The organism is Telluria sp. Soil_C_11, assembly GCF_057657395.1.
Genome location: NZ_JBDGIN010000004.1, coordinates 43,088 through 67,866 on the forward strand (window position 1 = coordinate 43,088; position 24,779 = coordinate 67,866).

General features: G+C 66.3%; 25 protein-coding genes. 4 read left to right on the forward strand and 21 right to left on the reverse strand.

All coding sequences use genetic code 11. The features are described 5' to 3' along the window. The first annotated feature begins 2 nt into the window (after positions 1-2). From AC3A6M_RS08180 to AC3A6M_RS08190, 3 genes are all read left to right on the forward strand, one after another. Entirely contained in the window at positions 3-1,940 is a 1,938-nt protein-coding gene (locus tag AC3A6M_RS08180) for a dipeptidyl-peptidase 5 (RefSeq protein ID WP_487852228.1), read from the forward strand. After that, on the forward strand, positions 1,937-6,109 hold the full coding sequence (locus AC3A6M_RS08185; protein WP_487852229.1) for a DEAD/DEAH box helicase: 4,173 nt from the start codon (positions 1,937-1,939) through the stop codon (positions 6,107-6,109). The genes AC3A6M_RS08180 and AC3A6M_RS08185 overlap by 4 nt, the downstream gene beginning before the upstream one ends. Before the next feature lie 81 nt (positions 6,110-6,190). Further along, on the forward strand, positions 6,191-8,149 hold the full coding sequence (locus AC3A6M_RS08190; protein ID WP_487852230.1) for a DUF885 domain-containing protein: 1,959 nt from the start codon (positions 6,191-6,193) through the stop codon (positions 8,147-8,149). A gap of 51 nt (positions 8,150-8,200) precedes the next feature. On the opposite strand, the gene AC3A6M_RS08195 is transcribed toward AC3A6M_RS08190, so the two are convergent. Further along, the gene (locus AC3A6M_RS08195) at positions 8,201-9,280 is read right to left on the reverse strand and encodes a fumarylacetoacetate hydrolase family protein (RefSeq protein WP_487852231.1); all 1,080 of its coding nucleotides are present in this window, start codon (positions 9,278-9,280) and stop codon (positions 8,201-8,203) included. A gap of 144 nt (positions 9,281-9,424) precedes the next feature. On the opposite strand from AC3A6M_RS08195, the gene AC3A6M_RS08200 reads away from it, so the two are divergent. After that, complete coding sequence (locus tag AC3A6M_RS08200) at positions 9,425-10,549, forward strand: acyltransferase family protein (protein WP_487852232.1); 1,125 nt, start codon at positions 9,425-9,427, stop codon at positions 10,547-10,549. A gap of 6 nt (positions 10,550-10,555) precedes the next feature. Here the strand turns inward: AC3A6M_RS08200 and tatC are convergent, their stop codons facing one another. The 20 genes from tatC to AC3A6M_RS08300 all read right to left on the reverse strand — a co-directional run bounded on the left by tatC (position 10,556) and on the right by AC3A6M_RS08300 (position 24,772). After that, the gene (tatC, locus tag AC3A6M_RS08205; RefSeq protein WP_487852233.1) at positions 10,556-11,308 is read right to left on the reverse strand and encodes a twin-arginine translocase subunit TatC; all 753 of its coding nucleotides are present in this window, start codon (positions 11,306-11,308) and stop codon (positions 10,556-10,558) included. Continuing rightward, complete coding sequence (gene tatB, locus AC3A6M_RS08210) at positions 11,309-11,818, reverse strand: Sec-independent protein translocase protein TatB (RefSeq protein WP_487852234.1); 510 nt, start codon at positions 11,816-11,818, stop codon at positions 11,309-11,311. It abuts the gene before it with no gap. Positions 11,819-11,834: 16 nt separating this feature from the next. Next, the gene (gene tatA, locus AC3A6M_RS08215) at positions 11,835-12,068 is read right to left on the reverse strand and encodes a Sec-independent protein translocase subunit TatA (protein ID WP_487852235.1); all 234 of its coding nucleotides are present in this window, start codon (positions 12,066-12,068) and stop codon (positions 11,835-11,837) included. Positions 12,069-12,157: 89 nt separating this feature from the next. Next, positions 12,158-12,532, reverse strand: coding sequence for a histidine triad nucleotide-binding protein (locus tag AC3A6M_RS08220; protein ID WP_487852236.1), 375 nt, complete (start codon positions 12,530-12,532; stop codon positions 12,158-12,160). Between the two features lie 64 nt (positions 12,533-12,596). Continuing rightward, on the reverse strand, positions 12,597-12,935 hold the full coding sequence (locus tag AC3A6M_RS08225) for a phosphoribosyl-ATP diphosphatase (RefSeq protein WP_487852237.1): 339 nt from the start codon (positions 12,933-12,935) through the stop codon (positions 12,597-12,599). Further along, entirely contained in the window at positions 12,932-13,381 is a 450-nt protein-coding gene (gene hisI / locus AC3A6M_RS08230; RefSeq protein WP_487852238.1) for a phosphoribosyl-AMP cyclohydrolase, read from the reverse strand. The genes AC3A6M_RS08225 and hisI overlap by 4 nt, the downstream gene beginning before the upstream one ends. 19 nt (positions 13,382-13,400) lie before the next feature. Next, positions 13,401-14,165, reverse strand: a complete 765-nt coding sequence (gene hisF, locus AC3A6M_RS08235) for an imidazole glycerol phosphate synthase subunit HisF (RefSeq protein ID WP_487852607.1) — start codon at positions 14,163-14,165, stop codon at positions 13,401-13,403. Positions 14,166-14,282: 117 nt separating this feature from the next. After that, a complete protein-coding gene (hisA, locus tag AC3A6M_RS08240) occupies positions 14,283-15,059 on the reverse strand; it encodes a 1-(5-phosphoribosyl)-5-[(5-phosphoribosylamino)methylideneamino]imidazole-4-carboxamide isomerase (RefSeq protein ID WP_487852239.1) in 777 nt (258 codons plus the stop codon). Positions 15,060-15,072: 13 nt separating this feature from the next. Further along, positions 15,073-15,714, reverse strand: coding sequence for an imidazole glycerol phosphate synthase subunit HisH (hisH, locus tag AC3A6M_RS08245; protein WP_487852240.1), 642 nt, complete (start codon positions 15,712-15,714; stop codon positions 15,073-15,075). A gap of 6 nt (positions 15,715-15,720) precedes the next feature. After that, entirely contained in the window at positions 15,721-16,311 is a 591-nt protein-coding gene (gene hisB / locus AC3A6M_RS08250) for an imidazoleglycerol-phosphate dehydratase HisB (protein ID WP_487852241.1), read from the reverse strand. Beyond that, positions 16,311-17,399 (reverse strand): histidinol-phosphate transaminase, encoded by a 1,089-nt coding sequence (gene hisC, locus AC3A6M_RS08255; RefSeq protein ID WP_487852242.1) that lies wholly within the window; start codon positions 17,397-17,399, stop codon positions 16,311-16,313. The genes hisB and hisC overlap by 1 nt, the downstream gene beginning before the upstream one ends. Further along, positions 17,396-18,328 (reverse strand): DNA-methyltransferase, encoded by a 933-nt coding sequence (locus AC3A6M_RS08260; protein ID WP_487852243.1) that lies wholly within the window; start codon positions 18,326-18,328, stop codon positions 17,396-17,398. The genes hisC and AC3A6M_RS08260 overlap by 4 nt, the downstream gene beginning before the upstream one ends. After that, positions 18,325-19,644, reverse strand: a complete 1,320-nt coding sequence (gene hisD, locus AC3A6M_RS08265) for a histidinol dehydrogenase (protein WP_487852244.1) — start codon at positions 19,642-19,644, stop codon at positions 18,325-18,327. The genes AC3A6M_RS08260 and hisD overlap by 4 nt, the downstream gene beginning before the upstream one ends. A 1-nt stretch (position 19,645) precedes the next feature. Beyond that, entirely contained in the window at positions 19,646-20,320 is a 675-nt protein-coding gene (hisG, locus tag AC3A6M_RS08270) for an ATP phosphoribosyltransferase (RefSeq protein WP_487852245.1), read from the reverse strand. A gap of 164 nt (positions 20,321-20,484) precedes the next feature. Then, entirely contained in the window at positions 20,485-21,735 is a 1,251-nt protein-coding gene (gene murA, locus AC3A6M_RS08275) for a UDP-N-acetylglucosamine 1-carboxyvinyltransferase (protein ID WP_487852246.1), read from the reverse strand. An 18-nt stretch (positions 21,736-21,753) separates the two neighbouring features. Next, positions 21,754-21,987, reverse strand: a complete 234-nt coding sequence (locus tag AC3A6M_RS08280; RefSeq protein WP_487852247.1) for a BolA family protein — start codon at positions 21,985-21,987, stop codon at positions 21,754-21,756. Positions 21,988-22,006: 19 nt separating this feature from the next. Further along, positions 22,007-22,774, reverse strand: a complete 768-nt coding sequence (locus AC3A6M_RS08285) for an ABC transporter permease (protein WP_487852248.1) — start codon at positions 22,772-22,774, stop codon at positions 22,007-22,009. Beyond that, a complete protein-coding gene (locus tag AC3A6M_RS08290; RefSeq protein WP_487852249.1) occupies positions 22,771-23,727 on the reverse strand; it encodes an ABC transporter ATP-binding protein in 957 nt (318 codons plus the stop codon). Before AC3A6M_RS08290 ends, AC3A6M_RS08285 begins: the two co-directional genes overlap by 4 nt. Positions 23,728-23,840: 113 nt before the next feature. Continuing rightward, positions 23,841-24,119 (reverse strand): STAS domain-containing protein, encoded by a 279-nt coding sequence (locus AC3A6M_RS08295; protein ID WP_487852250.1) that lies wholly within the window; start codon positions 24,117-24,119, stop codon positions 23,841-23,843. A 2-nt stretch (positions 24,120-24,121) separates the two neighbouring features. After that, on the reverse strand, positions 24,122-24,772 hold the full coding sequence (locus AC3A6M_RS08300; protein ID WP_487852251.1) for an MlaC/ttg2D family ABC transporter substrate-binding protein: 651 nt from the start codon (positions 24,770-24,772) through the stop codon (positions 24,122-24,124). Between the last annotated feature and the right edge of the window lie 7 nt (positions 24,773-24,779).

Below are 24,779 nucleotides of genomic sequence, written 5' to 3' on the forward strand. Positions count from 1 at the left end.
CCATGCCCGATTCCGCCCGCAAGCAGGCCGCCCCCTGTGGCGCCTGGACTTCCCCGATCACTGCCGCCCTGGTGGCCGCCGGCTCGACTCCGCTGTCCGGCGTGCTGCTCGACGGCGCCGACCTCTACTGGCTGGCCGGCCGCGCCAGCGAAGCCGGCCGCACCACCCTGCTGCGCCAGCGCGGCAATGACGTGCGTGAGCTGACCCCGGCGCCCTTCAACGTCCGCACCCGGGTGCACGAATACGGCGGCGGCGCGGCGCTGGCCGCGAACGGGACGGTGTGGTTCTCGCATTTCGCCGACAACCGGCTGTACCGCATCGATGGCGACCAGGAACCTCGGCCGGTCAGCGCCGGCGGCGACCTGCGCTACGCCGACTTCGTCCTCGACGCGGCCCGCCAGCGCCTGGTCGGCGTGCGCGAAGACCATTCGGCCGGCGAAACCTACCCCGTCAATACGCTGTGCGCGATCGGCTTCGACGGCGTCGAGACCGTCCTCGTCGACGGCAACGACTTCTATTCGTCCCCGCGCCTGTCCCCGGACGGCAAACAGCTCGCCTGGCTGAGCTGGGACCATCCGCGCATGCCGTGGCAGGGCACCGAGTTGTGGCTGGCCGACGTCGCCGGCGACGGTACGCTGATGAATGGCCGCCTGATCGCGGGCGGCGAGCACGAAGCCATCGTGCAGCCGGAATGGTCGCCGGATGGCCTGCTGCATTTCGTGTCCGACCGCAGCGGCTGGTGGAACCTGCACCGCTACGACCATGGCGTGGTGCACCCGATTCTCCCGCGCGAGGCCGAATTCGGCGGCCCGCACTGGGTCTTCGGCAATTCCATGTACGGCTTCCGCCCGGACGGCGGGATCGTCTGCGCCTATATCGAGGGCGGCGTCAGCAAACTCGCGCGCCTGGACACCGGCAGCGGCGCGCTCACGGCGATCGACAACCCGTACCAGGAGATCCGCGAGCTGCGCGTGGCCGGCGATACCCTGGTCCTGCTGGCCGGCGCACCGACCATCGCGGCGGAGGTGGTGCGCATCGACCTCGCCAGCGGCGCACGCGAAGTGCTGGCGCGCTCGATCGAGCAGGTGCCCGATGCCGGCTACCTGTCGGTGCCGCAGCCGGTCAGCTACCCCAGCGCCAACGGCCGCACCGCCCACGCTTTCTATTACCCGCCGACGAATGCGGACCACGAGCCGCTGCCGGGCGAGCTGCCGCCGCTGATGGTGATCGGCCATGGCGGCCCGACCAGCATGGCCAGCAGCACGCTGAAGCTGGCGACCCAGTTCTGGACCAGCCGCGGCATCGCCGTGCTGGACGTGAACTACGGCGGCAGCACCGGCTTCGGACGCGCCTACCGCGACCTGCTGAAGGAACAGTGGGGCGTGGTCGACGTCGAGGATTGCGTGGCCGGCGCGAAGTACCTGGCCGACCAAGGGCTGGTCGACCGCGAGCGCCTGGTGATCCGCGGCGGCAGCGCCGGCGGCCTCACCACCCTGTGCGCCCTCGCCTTCCACGACGTGTTCAAGGCCGGCGCCAGCTACTACGGCGTGTCCGACCTGAAGGGCCTGGACGCCGATTCGCACAAGTTCGAGTCGCACTACAACGAATACCTGATCGCGCCGAAGGACCGCGCCGAGGCAGTCTATGCGGAACGCTCGCCGATCAACCATACCGACAAGCTGCGCCGCCCGATGATCTTCTTCCAGGGCCTGGACGACAAGGTGGTGCCGCCGCCGCAGTCCGAGGTGATGGTCGAAGCCCTGCGCCGGCGCGCCGTGCCGGTGGCCTACCTGACCCTGGAAGGCGAAGGCCACGGCTTCCGCAAGGCGGACAGCATCGTGCGCACGCTGGAGGCGGAGCTGTATTTTTACCTGCGCGTGTTCGGCATTCCGGTGCCAGGCACCCTGCCTGCCATCGAGATCGAGAACCTGGGCGCATGACGCAGTTGGCGAATGCGGAGGTGCTCGGCGCGATCTTCGAATCGTGCGGTGAAAAGCGCAAGCTGATCCTGGCGCTGCTGGCCCTGTCCGGCGAGCCGATGGGGCGGCGGCGCATCCACGAGCACCTGGCGCCGCTGGGCGAGAGCGCCGTGGAAGACGACCTGGCCGACGACCTGGAGGCTTTGCGCGCGGACGGCCTGGTCGGCGAGCTGCCCTCGCGCGGCTACGTCGTCACGCCCGACCTGGCCTGGCCGGCGATGGCCTGGGCCATCCGTGGACGCCGTCTCAATGCACTGCGCGAGGTCTACCAGACGGTGACGCCGCTGCGCCTCGACTGGCAGGGCACGCCCATGCTGCGCAGCTACCGCCAGGGCGTGGCCCTGCTGCGCATGGCCCTGCTGGCCGGCGAAGGGCCGAAGACCATTGCATCCCTGCTGGCGGCCTGCCTGCGCTGCCACGAGGCGGCCTACCTGCATCCGCTGGTCGAGATCTGCGCCCGCCCCTTCGAGCCGGAACTCATCGAGCGCATCAACGGTGCGGTGCGCGACGAGGTGCTGGCGGTGCTGGTCAACCACGTCCAGCGCGAGCCGGCCAGCGCCCCGCCAGTGCGCGCCTACGCCGAGGAACACGTGGCCCAGGGCGGCGCCTCGATGGCGCTGCGCACCGCACTGGCCGAACACCTGATCCTGTGCGGCCGCCTGGACGCTGCCGGCGAACTGCTGGTCGACCTGGACGAGTCCGCGGCCCTGTATTACCGCAGCGTGCTGCAGCTGCTGCGCGGCGATCCCGATGACGCCCTCGCCGGCTTCGACAAGGCGCTGAAGGCGCTGCGCAAGGAGACCGGCAAGCGCAAAGCCATCTTCGAAGGCATCGGCGGCCACCTGTACGTGACCGCCCTGTTGAGGAGCGGCGACCCGAAGCACGCCAAGGCGCTCGACGCCTACCTCGATTCCGCGACCCGCGCCGTGCAGAGCCACGACACCGCCGTCTACCAGCAGCTGTCGATGCTGCGCCAGATCCGCGGCGGCACCGTCGACGCCGAGGTCCTCCCCTCGCGCAACTGGGAGACCGCGCTGCAGCCGGTGATGTTCCGCGCCCTGCTCCACTGGTGGCTCGGGATGCCGCAGCTGGCCGAGCGCAAGGCCTGGCTCGAACAACAGATGGAAACGGCGGAAGCGGCCGGCTTCGACTTCATCGCCGCCCAGATCGGTTCCGTGCTGGGCCAGCTCGGGATGGGCGGGGCGATTGCAGCTGACCAGCGCGCGATCGCCCTGCGCCAGCGCCACCGCTTCACCGACATGGCGCTCTGGTTCGAACGCGAGCAGCCCTGGGAGCGCCAGCTCAACGCCCTGATCAACCTGCAGCCGGCCGTCAACGTCGAGGTGGTGAAGGAATCGCGCCTGGTCTGGCTGCTGGGCTGGGACCCGCACCTGGGCGTGCGCGCGCTCGAGCCGCGCGAGCAGAAGCGCGACGCGCAGGGCGGCTGGACCCGCGGGCGGGCGCTCGGCCTGAAACGCCTGGCCGAGGAAGCCGCCGAACTCGACTTCCTGAGCGCGCAGGACGTGCAGGTGGCCGCCACCATCGGCGCCTACCGCTACTACAACGGCACCGGCATGCGCTACGAGTTCGACCTCGACAGGGCGGTGGCGCTTCTGGCCGGCCATCCGCTGCTGTTCTGGATGGATTCGCCGGGCACCCGCATCGAACTGCTGCCCGGCGAGCCGCAATTGATGGTGCGCGCGGGCGGCGGCAAGGTCACCATCTCCTTGCACCCGAAGCTGTCCGAGCAGCAGGGCGAGGTCGTGGTGACGAAGGAGACGCCGAACCGGCTGCGGATCGTCCGCATCAAGGAAGAGCACAAGCGCATCGGCGCCATCCTCGGCGACGGGCTGGAAGTGCCGCTGGAGGCGGAAAAGCGCGTGCTGCAGGCGATCAGCGCGATCTCGTCGATCGTCACGGTGCAGTCGGACATCGGCGGCAGCCCGGCCGACATCGAGCAGGTGGCGGCCGACACACGCCTGCACCTGCACCTGCTGCCCTACCAGCAGGGCTTGCGCGTGCGCGTGCTGGTGCGTCCGCTGCCGGATGCCGGCCCTTACCTGCGGCCCGGCGACGGCTTTGATCGCATCATCGCCGACGTGGGCGGCGTGCGCATGGAAGCGAAGCGCGACTTGAACGCCGAGCGCGAAGCCGAGCGCCAGCTGCTGGCCGATTGCAAGGCGCTGGAAAACGCCGAGGACGAGCATGGCGAATGGCTGCTGGGCCAGCCCTTCCACTGCCTGGAACTGCTGACCGAGCTGCAGGAGCTGGACGCATCCAGGGTGGTGGTCGGCTGGCCGGAAGGCGAATCGTTCCGCATCACCAGGAAGGTGTCGTCGAAGTCGGTGCGCCTGACGATCCGGCGCGACAAGGACTGGTTCGCCGCCAATGGCGAGATCCAGGTCGACGAGAACAAGGTGATGGACTTGCGCGAACTGCTCGGGCGCCTGCGCGAAGACCGCTTCGTGGCGCTGGGCGACAACCAGTTCCTGGCCCTCACCGACGAGCTGCACCGCCGGCTCATGGACCTGTCGGCCTACACCGATGCGGACAAGGAGGCGCTGCGCTTCCACCCGCTGGCCAGCTTCGCGCTGGAAGAGATGGCCCTGGACGCCGGCGAAGTCGATGCCGATGCCGCCTGGCGCAAGCATTTGCAGCACATGCAGGCGAATGCCGATTACCGGCCGCAGCTGCCGACCACCCTGCAGGCCGAGCTGCGCGACTACCAGGTCGAGGGCTTCGAATGGCTGTCCCGCCTGGCGCACTGGGGCGTCGGCGCCTGCCTGGCCGACGACATGGGGCTCGGCAAGACGCTGCAGGCGCTGGCCCTGATCCTGTCGCGCGCACCCGGCGGCCCGACCCTGGTGGTGGCGCCGACCTCGGTCGCCACCAACTGGATGGCCGAGGCGGAGCGCTTTGCGCCGACCCTGGACATGAAGCTGTTCGGCCCCGGCGACCGCGCGGCGATGCTGAAGGAAGCCGGGCCGTTCGACGTCATCGTGGCGAGCTACGGCCTGCTGCAGCTGGAATCGGGCCTGTTCGAAGGCGTGCGCTGGCACACCATCGTGCTGGACGAGGCGCAGGCGATCAAGAACGCGCATACGCGCCGCTCGCAGGCGGTCATGGCCCTGCGCGGCGACTTCCGCATGGCCGCCACCGGCACGCCGCTGGAAAACCACCTCGGCGAGTTGTGGAACCTGTTCAGGTTCATCAACCCGGGCCTGCTCGGCACCAGCGACCAGTTCAATCTGCGCTTCGCCGGCCCGATCGAAAAAGCCACGGACAAGCGCGCCGAGCTGGCCGCACGCACCCGCCTGCGCCGCCTCACCCAGCCTTTCATCCTGCGCCGGACCAAGGCCCAGGTGCTGTCCGAGCTGCCGCCGCGCACCGAGATCGTGCTGCCGGTGGAACTGAGCCAGGAAGAGCGGGCGCTGTACGAATCGCTGCGCCGCGACGCGCTGGAACGCATCGCCAGCCTGGAGGCGCCGCAGGCCCAGAAGCAGATCCAGATCCTGGCCGAGATGATGAAGCTGCGCCGCGCCGTGTGCAATCCGGTACTGGTGGCGCCCGACAGCGGCATCCGCAGCAGCAAGCTGGAAGCCTTCGCGCGCCTGGTCGAAGAACTGCTGGAGAACCGCCACAAGGCGCTGGTGTTCAGCCAGTTCGTGGATCACCTGACCCTGATCCGCCAGCACCTGGACGAGCGCGGCATCCGCTACCAGTACCTCGACGGTTCCACGCCGATGCAGGAACGCAAGCGCCGCGTGGACGCCTTCCAGGCCGGCGACGGAGATTTATTCCTGATTTCGCTGAAGGCCGGCGGGGTCGGCATCAACCTGACCGCGGCCGACTACGTGATCCACATGGACCCGTGGTGGAACCCGGCGGTCGAAGACCAGGCCTCGGACCGCGCCCACCGCATGGGCCAGCAGCGGCCGGTGACCATCTACCGCCTGGTGGCGCGCCATACCATCGAAGAAGGCATCGTCGACCTGCACCGCCACAAGCGCGACCTGGCCGACAGCCTGCTGGAAGGCAGCGACGTGTCGGCGCGCATGTCGCCCGACGACATGCTGGCGATGCTGCAGGCCGGCCTGGCGGGCGGGCGCCCGGCGGCCATCGATACGTGACGTATTGTTTCAAGTTTCCGCAAAGGATGGGAATGGTGCTAATCTGGCGCCCGCCATTTTTAATCAGGCAGACAGACCACGATGATGAAAACGAAACTCGCGCCAAAACTTGCTCTTGCGGTCCTGCTCACCAGCTTCGTCCTGGCGCCGGCCGGCGCGCGCCCCAGCAAGGCGGCCAAACCGAAGCACAGCAGCAGCGCCAAGGCCAGGGAATCGGGTAAACACGCGTCGAAATCTTCGAAGGCCTCCAAAGCCTCGAAGGCCGACAGCAAGTCCGGCAAGGGCAAGGGCAAGGCCGCTGCAGCCGCCGCGCTTGTGGAAACTGCGGCGCCGGCACGCGCGCCAGTCGCTGCCCCGGTTTCGCAGAACCGCAACGACCGCTACATGGACTCGCTGTCGATGCAGTTCCTGACCGCGCTGTGGCGCATCGATCCGGAAGGCGGCATCTACGTCGGCAAGTTCGACGCCGCCGCCAAACTGACCATCCCCGACGCACCGACCCGCGCCAGGCAGCTCGCCTTCATCGACGAGTGGCTGGAGAAGTTCCGCAAGCTGAATGCGGACAAGCTCTCGCCCAACCAGCGCACCGACCTCGCGGTCCTGCTCAACAAGCTGCAGGAAGACCGCTGGCAGCTGACCGTGTTCCGCGACTTCGAGTGGAACCCGGCCCAGTACAACGTGGCCCAGCCGCTCGACCTGATCCTGAACACCGAATACGCGGCCAAGCCGCAGCGCCTGCGCACCATCCTCAAGCGCCTGGCCGACGTGCCGGCCTACTACCAGGCGGCGCAGGCTTCGGTCCGGAACCCGACCCGCGAGCACACCCAGCTCGCGATCTCGCAGGCGCCGGGCACCCTGGTGGTGCTGGCCGACCTCGGCAAGGCGGCCCAGGAGTCAAGCCAGCTGACGGCGCAGGAAAAGGCGATCTTCGCCCAGCGCATCGCCAACGCCGGCAGCGCGGTGCTGGCCTGGGTCGACTTCCTGACCGACCTCGATCAATCGCAGGAGCAGATGCAGCGTGCGCGCTCGTTCCGCATCGGCAAGGAGCTGTACGAGCAGAAGTTCGCCTTCGAGATCCAGTCCGCCAGCACGGCCGAGCAGACCTACCGCAAGGCCCTGGCCGCGCGCGAAGAACTCCTGACCCGCATGGACGGCCTGGCCGACCAGCTGTGGGCGCAGACGATGGGCAATGCGCCCAAGCCGGACGACCGCTTCCGCAAGATCGGCATGGTGATCGACAAGCTCTCGCTGCAGCACGTCGCCCCCGCCGACTTCCTGCCCGAGATCCGGCGCCAGATCCCGCAGCTGCAGGACTACGTCGTCAGGAACAACCTGGTGACGATCGACCCGAGCAAGCCGCTGGTGGTGCGCGAGACCCCGCTGTACCAGCGCGGCGTGGCCGGCGCCAGCATCGACGCCCCGGGACCGTACCGCCCGAAGGACAAGACCTATTACAACGTGACGCCGCTGGATGGCCTGAGCCCGCAACAGGCCGAGAGCAGCCTGCGCGAGTACAACAACTGGATGCTGCAGATCCTGAACATCCACGAGGCGATCCCGGGCCACTACACCCAGCTGATGAACGCCAACCGTTCGCCTTCGCTGGTCAAGACCCTGTTCGGGAACGGCGCGATGGTCGAAGGCTGGGCCGTGTATGGCGAGCGCATGATGCTCGAATCCGGCTACGGCAACAACGCGCCGGAACTGTGGCTGATGTGGTGCAAGTGGAACCTGCGCAGCGTCTCCAACACCATCCTCGACTACAGCGTGCATGTGCTGGGCATGACCCGCGAGCAGGCCATGGACCTGCTGGTGCGCCAGGCCTTCCAGACCCCGCAGGAAGCGTCCGAAAAGTGGCGCCGCGTGCAGCTGTCGTCGGTGCAGCTGACCAGCTACTTCAGCGGCTACAGCGACATCATGGAACTGCGCGAGCGCCGCAAGCAGCAGCTGGGCGAACGCTTCGACCTGAAGGCCTTCCACGACCAGTTCCTCGGCTACGGCAATGCCCCGGTGCGCATCATCGGGCAGTTGATGCAGTAAGCCGCTTCAGGAACCGGCAAGCCCCGCCACCGCCGGCGGGGCTTTTTTACGTCAGGCCTCGGCGCGGATCATGTTGCGCATCACGCCAACGCCCGTGATTTCGGTTTCGATGACGTCGCCGTTCTTCAGGAACTCGGGCGGTTTGCGCGCAAAGCCGACGCCCGAGGGCGTGCCGGTGGCGATAATGTCGCCGGCCTCCAGCGTCAGGCCGCGCGACAGCTCGGCGATGATGCGCGGGATCTTGAAGTACATCTGCTTGTAGCTGGCGTTCTGCTTTTCGACGCCGTTCACGCGGCAGATCACGCGCAGGTCGTCGAGCCTGACGCCGGCCGCGGTGACGATCCAGGGGCCCATCGGTCCGTGGCCATCCAGGCTCTTGCCCTTGAACCACTGGCCGCCATGCAGCTTCTGCTGGGCCTCGCGCACCGTGGTGTCATTGTAGGGCGCGTAGCCGAACACGTAATCCATGGCCCGCTCTTCCGGAATGTTGCGGCCGGTCTGGCCGATGATGACGGCCAGTTCCGCTTCCCAGTCGGTGGTGTTCGAGTAATTCGGGTCATGCGGGATCGAGTCGAAGGGCCCGTTCATCGTGTGCGTGCCCTTGGTGAAGAACACCGGGTGCTCGGGCAGCTTTTCCGTCGATTTGTCGAAGCGGGCCTGCTTGCCTTCCTCGAAGTGGTCGAGGTAGTTCCAGCCGACGCAGTAGATATTGCGCTCGGGCCGCGGGATCGGAGACAGGAAACGCGCATTCTCGACCGCCAGCAGCGAGGACGGCTTGCCGGCCGCCTGCTCGACCAGCACCCGCACCTGTTCGAGGCCGGCATTGCCGCTCTTGATCAGCGCCAGCATCGACGACGCATCGAACGGCAGCGCGCGCTTCTGGCGCTTGGCTTCCGCGCGCAGGTCGACCATCTTGTTGTTGTCGAGGACCGCCACCACCGTCGGCGTAGCGCTCGAACCGAGCGTACAGGTGGCGAGCCGCATGCCGATCTTGCTGGCCAGCGGCGAGACGGCGAGTGCGGGTGCGGTATTGGGGGTCTGGGCGAGGGCGGAATGCTGGGTGCCTGCCAGCAGGCTGCCCACGGCTGCGGAAGCGCTGGCTTTCAGCAGGTTGCGACGGTTTGAATCCATGGACTTCGTCTCCTTGTCGTTATGGCAAAACTCATCTACTTGCATTCTAGCCCTCAAGTTTCCTGAATTCCATAGACATCCCGGACGGCAATGCGATATCGTGCGGCGACCCCCTTCTTTGTTGTCAAAAGGCCACCGCCCCGCATGACCGCCCATCGCCCCGCTTCCCATGTGTACGGACTGGACATCGTCCGCTTCCTGTGCACCCTCATGGTCTGCGCATTCCACCTGAGCTGGCATAACGCAGGCATGGCATCGGCCATGCCCTTCGGCTGGATCGGGGTCCAGATCTTCTTCGTGATCTCCGGCGTCGTCATCGCCAATTCCGCTGCGCGGGCCACTCCCCTGCGCTTCCTGAGAAGCCGCTTCCTGCGCCTGTACCCGGCCGCGTGGCTGGTCGCCATCGTCAACTTCGGCCTGCTTCTCGCCGTCCCGCTGCCGGTGTTCGGGGCGATGGGCGTCTGGGTCGATCCTTCCTTGCGGGCCCTGTCGTATTCGCTGGCCCTGGCCGGCACGACCTTCCTGACCAGCGCCTACTGGACGCTGCCGATCGAACTGGCCTTCTATGCATTAATCCTGCTGGCCATCCTCGGCGGCGGCGCACAGCGCTTGGTACTGGTCGCGCGGCTGCTGGTGGCGGCCGGCATCCCTTACCTGATCCTGCTGTGGCTGGCCACGACCGGATCGGCCACCCTGGGCTGGTTCGACTTTGCGTATGGGCCGAAGAACATGCTGCTGCTGCGCCACGGCGTGTATTTCGCGATCGGCATGTACTTCTGGCTGCTGAACAGCGAGCGCGGGCTCGCACCCATCGACCGTCTGCTGCTGGCGCTGGCGCTGGTGGGCGCCGGCCTGGAGATTCATGCGCGTGCGTCACAAATCGTGGCCAGCTACGCGGTCGGCGCGCATGGCCCGTTCGGCATCGGCTTCCTGGTGTCGGGGGCGCTGGCCATCTTCGCGGCCGGCATCTGCGCCATCCTTGTCTCGCTGCGGCACGCGCAGGCCTGGATTCCGCCGGCACGGCTGGCTGCCTGGGTACGCACGCTGGGGCTGGTCACCTACCCCTACTACCTGCTCCACGAGATCCTGGGCGCCTTCGTGCTCCACGGGGCGCTGTCGCGCGGTTTCGGACACGCCGCGGCGCTGGGGCTGGCCATGGCCGTCATCGGCGCGGCGGCCTACCTGATCGCGCGCCACGCCGAACCGGCGCTACGGCGCGCGATCGGCAATGCGTTCGACCGGAATGGCAATCGCGTGCGGGCGATGTAGGAAAGATCAGGCGTGTTCTTCGGGCGCGCGGGTGACGCGCACGAACACCGGCGCCAGCAGCAGGCCGAGTTCGAACAGCAGCCACATCGGCACTGCCAGGGCCAGCTGGCTGACCACGTCCGGCGGGGTGACGATGGCGGCGATCACGAAGGCGCCGACGATCACGTAGGGGCGGATCGACTTCAGCTTTTCGACGCTGATGATGCCCATCCGCACCAGGATCACGACCACTACCGGCACCTCGAAGGTGGCGCCGAAGGCCAGGCACATCGAGATCACGAAGTCGAGGTAGTTCTCGATGTCGGGCATCACCGCGATCGAGGTGGGCGCGAAGTTGGCGATGAAGTGGAACACCCGCCCGAACACGAAGAAGTAGCAGAACGCGACGCCGGCGATGAACAGCAGCGAGGACGAGATCACCAGCGGCAGCACCAGCCGCTTTTCGTGCGCATACAGGCCGGGCGCGATGAAGGCCCAGGCCTGGTAGAACACCCAGGGCAAGGACAGGATCAGCGCCAGCACCAGGGTCACCTTCATCGGCACCAGGAAGGGCGCGCTGACGCCGGTGGCGATCATCTTGGCGCCTACCGGCAGCGAGGCCAGCATGGGAGCGGCCAGGAAATCGTAGATCTGCGCCGGGCCCGGCCACGCCAGCAGGGCGATGCAGACGATCGCGACCCCGATCACGGCCTTGACCAGGCGGTCGCGCAATTCGACCAGGTGCGAAATGAAGGTTTCGCCTGCGGCTTCGTCAGTCATCTAGAAAAAGGAAGTGTTGGACTTGGCGCCCGGACGGAACTTGCGCACGCGCGCCGCGCCCGACAGGACATGCTGGCGGCCGCCGTGGCGGTTCTTGTACCAGGCGGGAATGCTGGAGGTCTTGACCAGTTTTTTGCGGCGGAAATCGCGTGCCTTGCGCTCGATGTCGTCCGGCGTGGCGCCCGGCGAATACGACGCGGCACTGTCGCCGCGCCAGGCCGATTCGACCTCGCCCAGATGGGATGAAACCGTGTTTTCGACTTCGGAGCCGAAGCTCTCGACCTCGGTCTTGAAGCTGTGCGCGGTTTCCTGCACTTCCTTGTGCAGGTTGCGCAGCTCTTCCATTTCGATCTCGCGCGAGACTTCCGACTTCACCTCGTGCAGGTAGCGCTGGGCGCGGCCGTACAGCGTGCCGGCCATGCGCGCCACCTTGGGCAGGCGCTCGGGGCCGATCACGATCAGCGCGACCACGCCGATGACGGCGAGTTTGGAAAGCCCGAGATCGATCATGGAGGATCAGTGCGGATCAGGAACGGTTCTTTTCGCGCGTCTCGACGTCGATCGTGGTCGGGGACTTGTCGGCAACCTGCTGCGGCGGCACGTTCGCCTGCCGCTCTTCTTCGCCGCCCTTCACGCCGTCCTTGAAGCCTTTCACGGCCTTGCCCAGGTCGGAACCCGCGTTCTTCAGCTTGCCGGTACCGAAGACCAGCACCACCACCACCAGCACGATCAGCCAGTGCCAAATACTCAACGAACCCATTGTTTTCTCCTTGCGGGCGCACGCCCGAATCGCATGAAGCTTACGCGCAGTATAAGCGATGAATAACCGGAATGGTTTCTTTCCGAAGGTTAAGTTCCGAGCCCACGCCAGGGCCGCGGACCGCCATACACATGCAGGTGCAGGTGGTACACCTCCTGGCCGCCGTCCGGACCGGAATTGATCAACGTCTTGTAACCGCCGCTGCGCTGGCCGTCGGGACCCTGCCTGACGGCGATGCCATGCTCGGCCGCCAGCTTCGGCGCCAGCGCCAGCATCCTGCCGAGTACCGCCGCGTGCGCGTCCGTGCAGTCGGACAGCGTGGCCACGTGCTGTTTCGGGATGATCAGCAGGTGGACCGGCGCGGCCGGGTTGATGTCCTTGAACGCGAGCAGTTCGTCGTCCTCGTACACCACGCCAGCCGGGATCTGCTTGGCGACGATCTTGCAGAAGATGCAGTTGTCCATGTTCTCTCCAGTCAGCACACTATTGTATTGAAATCGGATGACGGCAGCATGACGCGCCGCGGCATCAGGACTTGCGCGAGGCTTTTTCTTCGATGCCGGAAATGCCTTCGCGGCGCGCCAGCTCGTCCAGCACCTGCTGCGGGGTCAGGCCGAAACGGGCCAGCAGCACGGCGGAATGGAACCACAGGTCGGCCACTTCGTACAGCAGCTTGGAGGCGTCGGCGCCGGCGCGCACGTCCTTGGCCGCCATCACGGTCTCGGTCGCTTCTTCGCCGATCTTCTTCAGGATCGCGTCGTCGCCTTTTGCGAACAGGCGCGCGACATAGGACTTGTCCGGATCGCCGCCGTTTTCCGGCTTGCGCGATTCGATCACCGCCGCCAGGCGGTTCAGGGTGGTGCTCATAGGTCTTTCTTTTGAAGCGTCTTCTTCGGGTTGGTGTAGATGGATTCGGGGTCGCGCAGCACCGGCTCGGTGGTGTGCCAGTCGCCGTTCTCGAATTTCTGGAAGAAGCAGGAATGGCGGCCGGTATGGCAGGCGATGCCGCCGGCCTGCTCGATCTTCAGCAGCACCACGTCTTCGTCGCAGTCGAGGCGGATCTCCAGCACTTTCTGGACGTGGCCAGACTCTTCGCCCTTGTGCCACAGCTTCTTGCGCGAACGGCTCCAGTACACCGCTTCGCCCAGCTCCACGGTCCTGGCCAGGGCTTCGCGGTTCATCCAGGCGAACATCAGGATGTCGCCGGTCGCCGCTTCCTGGGCGATCACCGGCACCAGGCCGTGCTCGTCCCATTTCACCTTCTTCAGCCACGGCTGGGCCGGAATCGTCGGCGTCGTCGTCGGGGTAACCATCGTGTCCTCGGGTTGTTCGTTAATCCAGGCGCATCGGGATGCCGCGCGCCTGCATGAAGCGCTTGGCTTCGCCGACCGTGTGCTGGCCGTAGTGGAAGATACTGGCGGCCAGCACGGCGTCCGCGTGGCCTTCCAGGATGCCGTCGGCCAGGTCCTGCAGGCCGCCCACGCCGCCGGAAGCGATCACCGGGATGCCGACCGCGTCCGAGACGGCGCGCGTCAGGCCGAGGTCGAAGCCGGACTTGGTGCCGTCGCGGTCCATGCTGGTCAGCAGCAGCTCGCCTGCGCCCAGGCTTTCCATCTTGCGCGCCCACTCGACGGCATCGAGGCCGGTCGGGTTGCGGCCGCCGTGGGTGAACACCTCCCACCTGCCGGGCGCGACCTGCTTGGCGTCGATCGCCACCACGATGCACTGCGAGCCGTGCTTCTGCGAGGCGTCGTGCACCAGCTGCGGGTTGGTCACAGCGGAGGTGTTCATCGACACCTTGTCGGCGCCGGCGTTCAGCAAGCGGCGCACGTCCTCGACCTTGCGCACGCCGCCGCCCACCGTCAGCGGGATGAAGACGGTCGAGGCCACGGCTTCGATGATCGGCAGGATCAGGTCGCGGCCGTCGCTCGATGCGGTGATGTCGAGGAAGGTGATCTCGTCGGCGCCCTGGCCATCGTAGCGGCGCGCGATCTCGACCGGGTCGCCGGCATCGCGCAGCTCGGTGAAATTGACGCCCTTGACCACGCGGCCGCCGGTGACGTCGAGGCAGGGGATGATGCGTTTTGCGAGCATAATTTATGTGTTAACTTCAAAACCGTCATTCCCGCGCAGGCGGGAATCCAAGTTTGCATAAGCAGTCGAGATGCAAACAGAACTTGGATCCCCGCCTGCGCGGGGACGACGGTGAAACAATCAGGCCTGCGCGCCCTCGGTCAGCTCGTCCGCCCGCTCCTGCGCACTGGCCAGGTCGAGCGTGCCTTCGTAGATCGAGCGGCCGCAGATCACGCCTTCGATGCCTTCGTCCTGCACCGCGCACAGGGCTTCGACGTCGGCCAGGTTGTGCAGGCCGCCGGAAGCGATGATCGGGATCTTGACGGCCTGCGCCAGGCGCACGGTCGCTTCGATGTTCACGCCGCCCATCATGCCGTCGCGGCCGATGTCGGTGTAGACGATCGATTCGACGCCGTAGCCCTCGAACTTCTTGGCCAGGTCGATGACTTCGTGGCCCGACATCTTGCTCCAGCCGTCGGTCGCCACCTTGCCGTCCTTGGCGTCCAGGCCGACGATGATCGAGCCCGGGAAGGCGCCGCAGGCGTCGTGCAGGAAGCCCGGGTTCTTCACCGCGGCGGTGCCGACGATGATGTAGGTGATGCCGTCGTCCAGGTAGCGCTCGATGGTGTCGAGGTCGCGGATGCCGCCGCCGAGCTGGACCGGGATCTCGTCCAGGTCGTTTTCAAGCGCGTACTCCTGCACCACCTGCAGGATCGACTTGATGGCGTCCTCGTTCTTCGGCTTGCCGGCGAAGGCGCCGTTCAGGTCGACCAGGTGCAGGCGGCGCGCACCTTTCTTCAGCCAGTGCAGCGCCATCTCGGCGGGATCTTCGGAGAACACGGTGGCGAGGTCCATATCGCCCTGTTTCAGGCGAACGCAGTGACCGTCTTTCAGGTCGATGGCGGGGATCAGCAGCATGGTCGTAAAAAGGTTAAGGATTCCAGTGGATGAAATTGCGATACAGGCGCAGGCCGGCGGCCGCGCTTTTCTCGGGGTGGAACTGGGTGGCGACGATATTGTCGCGGGCAACCGCGCAGCAGTAGGGGCCGCCGTAGTCGGCTTCGCCGATCGTGTCCTGCGGGTTGGCCGGCTGCGCGTAATAGCTGTGCACGAAATAGAAATACGCGCCGTCCTCGACGCCTTCCCACAGCGGGTGCGCGCGCACCTGGCGCAGGCGGTTCCAGCCCATCTGCGGGACCTTGAAGCGCGAGCCGTCGGCCTGCAGCTTGCCGTCGAGCTGGAAACGCACGACCCTGCCGGGCAGCAAGCCCAAGCCGGGCGTGCCCCCGTTTTCTTCGCTGGCGTCGAACAGCATCTGCTCGCCCACGCACACGCCCATCACCGGGCGCGTCTTCATGGCGCGCAGCACCGCTTCCTCGGCGCCGGACTCGCGCAGGCTGCGCATGCAGTCGCGCATCGCGCCCTGCCCCGGCAGCACGACCCGGTCGGCGCTGTCGATGACGGCGGCGTCGCTGGAGACGATCACCTCGGCTTCGGGGGCGGCGGCACGCAGCGCCTGCGCCACGGAGCGCAGGTTGCCCAAGCCATCAACCACAACAATCTTGTTCGTCATGATCGATTACAGGCTGCCCTTGGTCGACGGAATCGTGCCGAGCGCGCGCTCGTCGAGCTCGGAGGCCATGCGCAGGGCGCGGCCGAAAGCCTTGAACACGGTTTCGCACTGGTGGTGGGCGTTCACGCCGCGCAGGTTATCCACATGCAGGGTCACGCCGGCGTGGTTGACGAAGCCGCGGAAAAACTCGATCGTCAGGTCGACGTCGAAGCGGCCGATGGTGGCGCGGGTGAACGGCACATGCCATTCCAGGCCCGGGCGGCCGGAAAAATCGATGACCACGCGCGACAGCGCTTCGTCCAGCGGCACATAGGCGTGACCGTAGCGGCGGATGCCTTTCTTGTCGCCGATCGCCTTGGCGACCGCCATGCCCAGCGTGATGCCGGTGTCCTCGACGGTATGGTGGTCGTCGATGTGCAGGTCGCCGACGGCCTCGACTTCGAGGTCGAACAGGCCGTGGCGGGCGATCTGGTCCAGCATGTGGTCGAGGAAGGGGACGCCGGTGTTCAGTTTCTGGCGGCCGGTGCCGTCGAGGTTGAGCGCGACGCGGATCTGCGTTTCGCTGGTGTTGCGCGTGATGTCTGCGGTGCGGGTCATTACAGGGAAGCCTTCAGGGCATTCAGGAATACGGAGTTTTCTTCCGGGGTGCTGACCGTCACGCGGATGCAGTTGGCCAGCAGTTCGTGCATTTTACTCAAATTTTTAATCAGTACCCGTTCGGCGAACAGTTTAGCGCAGGTGCGCTCGGCGTCCGGTACGCGCAGGGTAATGAAATTCGCGCTCGACGGGAATACCGTCACGCCCGGCAGCGCGGCCAGCGCCGCGGCCAGTTCTCCGCGCGCTTCGTTCAGGCGGGCGGCCTGCTCGTCCAGCACGGCAACATGGTCGAGCGCGAACTCGGCCGCCACCTGGGTCAGCACGTTGATGTTGTACGGCGGCCGCACCTTGTCGAACTGCTGCAGCAGGGCGGGCGCGGCGGCCAGGTAGCCGAGGCGGATGCCGGCCAGGCCCAGCTTCGAGAGCGTGCGCATCACCATCAGGTTCGGGTACTGCGGCAGGCGGCCCATGAAGCTGGTGCGGGCGAAGGGCTGGTACGCCTCGTCGACCACCGCGATGCCGGTCTCGCCCAGCGCCTCGATGATGGCGATCATGTCGTCTTCATCGTACAGGTTGCCGGTCGGGTTGTTCGGATAGGCCAGGAACACCACCGATGGCCTGTGCTTCTCGATGGCGGCCAGCATGGCCTCGCGGTCGAGCGAGAAATCGGCTTTCAACGGCACGCCGACGTAATCCATGCCGGCAAACTGGGCCGAACGCTGGAACATCACGAAGGCCGGGCTCGGCGCCATCAATACGGCGCGTTTGTCCTGGCGCGCGGTGGCCATGGCGATGATCGAGATGATCTCGTCCGAGCCGTTGCCGAGGATGACGTCGTAGCCGGCCGGCACGCCCAGCTTGTCGCGGATCTTCTGCTTCAGGGTGGAATACGAGGCCACCGGATAGCGGTTCAGCACGGCGTCGGCCAGGCGGCCGGCGAGCTCGCGGCGCAGCGCTTCCGGCAGCTCGTACGGGTTTTCCATCGCGTCGAGCTTGATGTAGCCGCTGGCGTCCGGCACGTTATAGACATGGCCGGCACGGACGTCTTCGCGGATCGTGTTGGCGATGAGGGTGTCGATGTCGGTCATGGTGTGGTTCCTTGAGTGGCGTTGTCTAGATTCTGTTCGTTGGCAGCTTCGTCGTCCCCGCGAAGGCGGGGACCCAAGTTTGCTTGAGTAGTACGCTGCTTGACTTGGGTTCCCGCCTGCGCGGGAACGACGGTGGTTTTCTTGCGCCCAGCCCCAGCCTTTTTCTTCACCGGCACCGCCGCCATCGCCAGCCGCTGCTGGATGATCTCGCAATACGCCGGGTTCAGCTCGAAGCCGACGAAATGCCGTCCCAGCCGGCGCGCCGCCAGGGCGGTGGTGCCGCTGCCCATGAAGGGGTCGAGCACCACGCCGCCCGGCGGGCAGGAGGCCTTCAGCATGCGTTCGATGATCTCGAGCGGCTTCTGGGTCGGGTGGTCGACCCGCTCCGCGTGCTCGCGGTGCAGGCGCGAGACGCTCCACAGGTCTTTCGGGTTGTAGCCCACCTCCAGCCACTTGGCGCCGACGAAGATCGAGCGCGAGCGTGCCTTCTTGGTCTCGGCGTCGTACGGGATGCGCACGGCGTCCAGGTCGAAATAATAGTCCTTGCGCTTCACGAAGAAGCCGATCGTGTCGTGCACCGAGCTGAAGCTGCGGACGCTCCCGCCCATCGAGGGCACCCGGCGGTCCCAGATGATCTCGTTCATCATGGTCATGCGCTTCTTCAGCATGACGAAGATCTCGGGAGCGAAGCGCCAGGTGAGGAAAATGTACAGGCTGCCGTTGGGCTTGAGCTTGGGCAGCGCGGTGTCGATCCAGCGCTCGGTCCAGGCCAGGTAGTCGTCCACGCTCTGCTGGTCCGAGGCGTTGCCGTAGTCCTTGCCGAGGTTGTACGGCGGATCGGTCAGGATCAGGTCGATGGACCCGTCGGGGATGCGCGCCATGCCGGCCAGCGCATCCTCGCAGAAGACCCGGTCGACCCAGGCCGTCATGATTTGTCTTGGATGCGTAGTTCTGCGCTGCGCGCGTGCGCCTGCAGCCCTTCTCCATACGCCAGCTCGGCCGCCACCTTGCCCAGGGTCCGGGCGCCGGCTTCGGACACGAACAGCACCGAGGAGCGCTTCTGGAAGTCGTACACGCCCAGCGGCGACGAGAAGCGCGCCGTGCGCGAGGTCGGCAGCACGTGGTTGGGGCCGCAGCAGTAATCGCCCAGCGACTCCGACGAGAAGCGGCCCAGGAACATCGCGCCCGCATGGCGGATCCGGTCGGCCCACTGCTGCGGCTCGGCGGCCGAGATCTCCAGGTGTTCGGCGGCGATGTCGTTGGCGATCGCGCAGGCTTCCTCCATGTCGCGCACCTTGATCAACGCGCCGCGGTCGCCCAGCGAGGTCGCGATGGTGTCCTTGCGCGGCATGGTCGGCAGCAGCTTGCGGATGCTGGCTTCGACCTGCGCGATGTAACCGGCGTCCGGGCACAGCAGGATGGCCTGGGCCAGCTCGTCGTGCTCGGCCTGGGAGAACAGGTCCATCGCCACCCAGTCCGGATCGGTGGTGCCGTCGCACAGCACCAGGATTTCGGACGGGCCGGCGATCATGTCGATGCCGACCGTGCCGAACACGCGGCGCTTGGCGCTGGCGACGTAGGCGTTGCCCGGGCCGACGATCTTGTCCACGGCCGGAATCGTCTCGGTGCCGTAGGCCAGGGCGCCGACGGCCTGGGCGCCGCCGATGGTGATCACGCGGGTCACGCCGGCGATCGCCGCGGCCGCCAGCACCATGCGGTTCTTGATGCCGTCCGGGGTCGGCACCACCATCACGATCTCCTTCACGCCGGCGACCTGCGCCGGGATCGCATTCATCAGCACCGACGACGGATACGCGGCCTTGCCGCCCGGGACGTAGATGCCGACGCGGTCCAGCGGCGTCACGCGCTGGCCCAGCACGGTGCCGTCAGGCTCGGTGTACGTGAAACCGTTCAGTTCCTGCTTCTGGCGCTCGTGGAACACGCGGATGCGTTCGGCGGCGGTCTGCAGCGCCGCGCGCTGGGCATCCGGCAGCGCGTCCAGCGCGGCCTGCAGCTCGTCCTGTGTCAGGTCGAAGGCGGCCATGCCGGCAGCGCCGCCACCCGGGATACGGTCGAATTTATTCGTGTACTCCAGCACGGCCGCATCGCCGCGCGCCTTGACGTCGGCGAGGATCTTCGCGACCGCGGATTCGATCGCGTCGTCGGTCTCGGCCTCGAAGGCCAGCAGCTTCGTCAGCTGCTGCTTGAAATCGGGGGCGGTGGAATCGAGCTTGCGGACATCCATGTCATTGACCTTGCTGCTTGGAGGCGCGTTCGAACGCCTCGATGATGGGTTGCAGGCGCTCGCGCTTGAGCTTGAGCGCGGCCTGGTTGACCACCAGGCGCGACGAGATTTCCATGATCTTCTCGACTTCGACCAGGTTGTTGGCGCGCAGCGTGCCGCCGGTCGAGACCACGTCGACGATGGCGTCGGACAGGCCGACCAGCGGCGCCAGCTCCATCGAGCCGTACAGCTTGATCAGGTCGACGTGCACGCCCTTCTTGGCGAAGTGCTCGCGCGCGGTTTCCACGAACTTGGTCGCCACGCGCAGGCGCGCGCCCTGGCGCACCGCGGTCTCGTAGTCGAAGCCGGCGTTCACCGCCACCGACATGCGGCAGCAGGCGATGCGCAGGTCGACCGGCTGGTACAGGCCTTCGCCGCCATGCTCGAGCAGCACGTCCTTGCCGGCCACGCCGAAGTCGGCGGCGCCGTACTGGACATAGGTCGGCACGTCGGTGGCGCGCACGATCAGCACGCGCACGCCCGGGTCGTTGGTGGCCAGGATCAGCTTGCGCGAGGTTTCCGGATTTTCCAGCACCTCGATGCCGGCCGCGGCCAGCAGCGGCAGGGTGTCTTCGAAGATGCGGCCCTTGGAGAGGGCGAGGATCAGCTGGGAGCTGTCCTGGGTTGGATTGGTCATGTGACTGCTTTAGTTACCGTCGTTCCCGCGAAAGCGGGAACCCATGCTGAACCTCAGAATAAGGCAAACTGAGGGGCGATGATTCGATTGCCGGAGCCTCAGTATGGGTCCCCGCTTTCGCGAGGACGACGTTGTTTGGAGTTAGCGCTGAGCTAATAGTACCGTTATTTGATACGAACGATGTCAGCACCCACCGCCGACAGCTTCGCCTCCATCCGGTCATACCCGCGATCCAGGTGATAGATCCGGTCGACGATGGTGGTGCCCTCGGCGGCCAGGCCGGCGATCACCAGCGAGGCCGAGGCGCGCAGGTCGGTCGCCATCACCGGCGCGCCCACCAGGCGCTCGACGCCGCGCATGAAGGCGGTGTTGCCCTCGGTCGAGATCTGCGCGCCCAGGCGGTTCATCTCCTGCACGTGCATGAAGCGGTTCTCGAAGATGGTCTCGGTCACGCGGCTCGGGCCGTCGGCGATGATGTTCACGGCCATGAACTGGGCCTGCATGTCGGTCGGGAAGCCCGGATACTCGGTCGTGCGGAACGACACCGGGTGCGGACGGCCGTCCATGCGCGCGCGGATCGCGTTGCTTTCCACGTCCAGTTTCAGGCCCATCTGGCGCAGCTTGTCGATCGCGACGTCGAAGATGTCGGTGCGGGTATTGGTGATGCGGATGTCGCCGCCGGTCGCCGCCACCGCGCACAGGAAGGTAGCGGCTTCGATGCGGTCCGAGATCACGGCGTGCCTGGTGCCGTGCAGGCTGTCGACGCCCTGGATCACCAGGCGGTCGGTGCCGATGCCCTCGATCTTCGCGCCCATCGCCACCAGCATGTTGGCCAGGTCCGTCACTTCCGGCTCGCGCGCGGCGTTTTCCAGCACGGTCTCGCCTTCGGCCAGCACCGCGGCCATCAGCAGGTTCTCGGTGCCGGTCACGGTGATCATGTCGGTGTGGATGCGCGCGCCCTTCAGCTTCGGGCACCTGGCGTGGATGTAGCCGCCTTCGATCGTGATCTCGGCGCCCATCGCGCGCAGGCCCTTGATGTGCTGGTCGACCGGGCGCGAACCGATCGCGCAGCCGCCCGGCAGCGAGACCTTGGCTTCGCCGAAGCGCGCCAGCATCGGGCCCAGCACCAGGATCGAGGCGCGCATGGTCTTCACCAGTTCGTACGGCGCTTCGAGCCTGTCGATGTTGGCGCCGTTCAGGGTGACGTTTTCGTCGTCCTGGGTCACCTTCAGGCCGGTCTGCTCGAGCAGCTTGAGCATGGTGCGCACGTCGTGCAGGCGCGGCACGTTCGACAGTTCGAGGTCGCCCGCGGTCAGGAGGCCGGCGCACAGGATGGGCAGCGCGGCGTTCTTGGCGCCCGAGATGACGATGTCGCCGTTCAGGCGTTTGCCGCCGGTGATCTGGAGCTTGTCCATGTGCTTATCCTTGCTCAGTTACTTATATTCGTCGGGGGTCATCGTCTTCATCGACAGCGCGTGGATCTCCTCGCGCATGCGGTCGCCGAGCGCGGCGTAGACGATCTGGTGGCGCTGGATGCGGCTCTTGCCGGCAAACGCCGGCGACACGATGACGGCGCTGAAGTGCTGGCCATCGCCCTCGACTTCGAGGTGGGTGGTCTCCAGGCCGGCCTGGATGTAGCCGTGGATGAGTTCAGGTGTGGTAGCCATGATGAATTCTGAATAAATCTTAGTGGCGCAGCTTGTAGCCGCGGCGGAGCAGGTGGATGGCGACGCCCGCCAGCACCACGAAGAACACGGCGACGATGGCCAGGCTGGTCCAGGGCGAGACGTCCGACTTGCCGAAGAAACCGTAACGGAACCCGTCAATCATATAAAAGAACGGGTTGAAATGCGAGACTGCGAGCCAGAACGGGGGCAGTTTCTTGATCGAATAGAACACGCCGGCCAAAAATGTTGCAGGCATGATCAAAAAGTTCTGGAACGCGGCCAGCTGGTCGAACTTCTCGGCCCAGATCCCGGCGATCACGCCCATCGTGCCGAGGATCGCCGCGCCCAGCAGGGCGAACACGATGATCCACAGCGGGAAGGTGAAGGACAGGTGCGCGAACCAGGCGGTGATCACGAACACGCCCAGGCCCACCGAGAGCCCGCGCACGATCGAGGCCGTCACGTAGGCCGACAGGATTTCCCAGTGCGACAGCGGCGGCAGCAGGATGAACACCAGGTTGCCCGTGATTTTCGACTGGATCAGCGACGACGAGGAATTGGCGAAGGCGTTCTGCAGCACGCTCATCATCACCAGGCCCGGGATCAGGAAGGCGGTGTAGTCCACGCCTTCGAGCATCTGCACGCGGCCTTCCAGCACGTGGCCGAAGATCAGCAGGTACAGCATCGAGGTGACGATCGGCGCGGCGATGGTCTGGGTGGCGACCTTCCAGAAGCGCAGGATCTCTTTGTAGAACAGGGTCTTGAAACCCACGGAAACAAAATTCATCGAACCGATACTCCAGCTTTTGATTCGCCTTCCATGATCTGGATAAAAATGTCTTCCAGGTCGGCCTGCTGCAGCTGCATCTCGTCGATCTCGGCGCCGGACTCGCGCAGGCGCGCCAGGATGTGCTCGACCTCGCCGTACTCGTTCACGCGCAGGGTGTACTTGTTGCCGCCATTGCCCTTGCCTTCGTCGTGCGCATCTTCTTCATTGTGCGAGACCAGCTGGCGCAGGCCTTCCGGCAGGCCGCCGTGCTTCAGGTGCACGATCAGCGAGGAGCCCGACACGCGGCGCAGCAGCTGCGACATGGTGTCCAGCGCGACCACGTTGCCGGTCTTGAGCATCGCCACGCGCTGGCACATGGCCTGCGCTTCTTCGAGGTAGTGCGTGGTCAGGACCACGGTGTGGCCTTCGCGGTTCAGGCGCGAGATGAACTTCCACAGGGTCTGGCGCAGTTCGACGTCGACGCCGGCGGTCGGCTCGTCGAGCACGATCACGGGCGGCTTGTGCACCAGGGCCTGGGCCACCAGCACGCGCCGCTTCATGCCGCCGGACAGGGCGCGCATGTTGACGTCGGCCTTGGCGGTCAGGTCGAGGCTTTCCATGACCTCGTCGATCCACTCGTCGTTGTTCTTCAGGCCGAAGTAGCCGGACTGCAGGCGCAGCGTCTCGCGCACCGTGAAGAAGGGATCGAACACCAGTTCCTGGGGCACCACGCCGAGCGCCATGCGGGCCGCGCGGAAGTCCTTCGTGACGTCGTGGCCGTGCACGCGCACGCTGCCCACGTCCGGCCGGATCAGGCCGGCGATGCAGGAAATGAGGGTGGTCTTGCCGGCGCCGTTCGGCCCGAGCAGGCCGAAGAACTCGCCTTGTTCGATGGTCAGGGAAACGCCCTTGAGGGCCTTGAAGCCCTTGTAGCTTTTCTCGACGCTGTCTATCTGGATGGCTGCTGTCATGCGTAGGAAGCCGCGCCGGGACGGCGGGCCGTGCAGGGGAAACGAGCCATTATAGAAGAAATCGTCATGACGGGTTCGGCATCCCGCCCGGCATGACGTTCAAGCCTGGAGCGTTACGCGCTCTGGCCGATCAGGCCATCGACGCCATACAGGCGCGCCAGCGCATCGACGTTGGCCGGCACGTTGACGAAGGAGAGCTTGCGCCCCTGGGCCTGGGCGCGGCGCTGCCAGGCCAGCATCAGCGCCAGGGCCGAGGAATCGGCGGCGCGCACGCCGCCGAGGTCGAACACGGTTTCGCCGGCGCCCAAGGCGGCGCAGCCCTGCTCCAGCGCCGCCTGGGCGTTCTGGAAGGTCAGGGCGTCCAGCGAAAGCATGGGATTGGATTCCGCCATGCTTACTTCTGCGGGGCCTTCAGCGGCTTGTTGGCCAGCTGCTGGTTACGGTCGTGCAGCTTCTTGATCAGGCCATCGATGCCGCCCTTGCTGATCTCTGAGGCGAAGGTCGACTTGTAGGTCTCGACCAGCCAGGCGCCCATCACGTTCAGGTCGAAGATCTTCCAGCCCTGCGGGGTCTTGCTCAGGCGGTAGTTCAGGGTGATCGGCTCGCCGCGGGTCAGGTTGACCTGCGATTTGACTTCGACTTCGGTGTCGGCCGGGTCGGCGCGGAAGGGCTTGAACTCGATCGTTTCGTTCTTGATCTGCGAGAGCGCGCCGGAATAGGTGTAGATCAGCAGCTGGCGGAATTCTTCCGACAGCTGTTTCTGCTGCTCCGGGGTGGCCTGGCGCCAGAAGCGGCCGGCCGCCTGCGAGGTCATCTTGTCGGAATCGACATACGGCAGGATCTTGCTGTTCACCAGTTCGATGATCTTGCGGCTGTTGCCGGCCTGGATGTCCTTGTCGGCCTTGACGGAATCGATCACGTCGGTGCTGACGCGCTTGACCAGCACGTCCGGCGTTTCGTTGGCGGCCGGGGCCGGGGCAGCGATCACGCTGGTGGAGAAAGCCGCGACGGCGGCGGTCACGATCAGTTGTGCGATAGGCTTCATACGCTTC

Excerpts from the sequence above, each read along its gene's own strand:
- tatC (WP_487852233.1), bottom strand. The coding sequence starts at position 11,308 with ATGACTGACGAAGCCGCAGGCGAAACCTTCATTTCGCACCTGGTCGAA.
- tatA (WP_487852235.1), bottom strand. The coding sequence starts at position 12,068 with ATGGGTTCGTTGAGTATTTGGCACTGGCTGATCGTGCTGGTGGTGGTG.
- AC3A6M_RS08225 (WP_487852237.1), bottom strand. The coding sequence starts at position 12,935 with ATGAGCACCACCCTGAACCGCCTGGCGGCGGTGATCGAATCGCGCAAG.
- AC3A6M_RS08280 (WP_487852247.1), bottom strand. The coding sequence starts at position 21,987 with ATGGCTACCACACCTGAACTCATCCACGGCTACATCCAGGCCGGCCTG.
- hisB (WP_487852241.1), bottom strand. The coding sequence starts at position 16,311 with ATGACCCGCACCGCAGACATCACGCGCAACACCAGCGAAACGCAGATC.
- AC3A6M_RS08300 (WP_487852251.1), bottom strand. The coding sequence starts at position 24,772 with ATGAAGCCTATCGCACAACTGATCGTGACCGCCGCCGTCGCGGCTTTC.
- AC3A6M_RS08285 (WP_487852248.1), bottom strand. The coding sequence starts at position 22,774 with ATGAATTTTGTTTCCGTGGGTTTCAAGACCCTGTTCTACAAAGAGATC.
- AC3A6M_RS08200 (WP_487852232.1), top strand. The coding sequence starts at position 9,425 with ATGACCGCCCATCGCCCCGCTTCCCATGTGTACGGACTGGACATCGTC.
- AC3A6M_RS08295 (WP_487852250.1), bottom strand. The coding sequence starts at position 24,119 with ATGGCGGAATCCAATCCCATGCTTTCGCTGGACGCCCTGACCTTCCAG.
- hisD (WP_487852244.1), bottom strand. The coding sequence starts at position 19,644 with ATGGATGTCCGCAAGCTCGATTCCACCGCCCCCGATTTCAAGCAGCAG.
- hisH (WP_487852240.1), bottom strand. The coding sequence starts at position 15,714 with ATGACGAACAAGATTGTTGTGGTTGATGGCTTGGGCAACCTGCGCTCC.
- AC3A6M_RS08180 (WP_487852228.1), top strand. The coding sequence starts at position 3 with ATGCCCGATTCCGCCCGCAAGCAGGCCGCCCCCTGTGGCGCCTGGACT.
- hisG (WP_487852245.1), bottom strand. The coding sequence starts at position 20,320 with ATGACCAATCCAACCCAGGACAGCTCCCAGCTGATCCTCGCCCTCTCC.
- hisC (WP_487852242.1), bottom strand. The coding sequence starts at position 17,399 with ATGACCGACATCGACACCCTCATCGCCAACACGATCCGCGAAGACGTC.
- AC3A6M_RS08220 (WP_487852236.1), bottom strand. The coding sequence starts at position 12,532 with ATGGACAACTGCATCTTCTGCAAGATCGTCGCCAAGCAGATCCCGGCT.
- murA (WP_487852246.1), bottom strand. The coding sequence starts at position 21,735 with ATGGACAAGCTCCAGATCACCGGCGGCAAACGCCTGAACGGCGACATC.
- AC3A6M_RS08190 (WP_487852230.1), top strand. The coding sequence starts at position 6,191 with ATGATGAAAACGAAACTCGCGCCAAAACTTGCTCTTGCGGTCCTGCTC.
- AC3A6M_RS08290 (WP_487852249.1), bottom strand. The coding sequence starts at position 23,727 with ATGACAGCAGCCATCCAGATAGACAGCGTCGAGAAAAGCTACAAGGGC.
- AC3A6M_RS08260 (WP_487852243.1), bottom strand. The coding sequence starts at position 18,328 with ATGACGGCCTGGGTCGACCGGGTCTTCTGCGAGGATGCGCTGGCCGGC.
- hisI (WP_487852238.1), bottom strand. The coding sequence starts at position 13,381 with ATGGTTACCCCGACGACGACGCCGACGATTCCGGCCCAGCCGTGGCTG.
- hisA (WP_487852239.1), bottom strand. The coding sequence starts at position 15,059 with ATGCTGCTGATCCCCGCCATCGACCTGAAAGACGGTCACTGCGTTCGC.
- tatB (WP_487852234.1), bottom strand. The coding sequence starts at position 11,818 with ATGATCGATCTCGGGCTTTCCAAACTCGCCGTCATCGGCGTGGTCGCG.
- AC3A6M_RS08185 (WP_487852229.1), top strand. The coding sequence starts at position 1,937 with ATGACGCAGTTGGCGAATGCGGAGGTGCTCGGCGCGATCTTCGAATCG.
- AC3A6M_RS08195 (WP_487852231.1), bottom strand. The coding sequence starts at position 9,280 with ATGGATTCAAACCGTCGCAACCTGCTGAAAGCCAGCGCTTCCGCAGCC.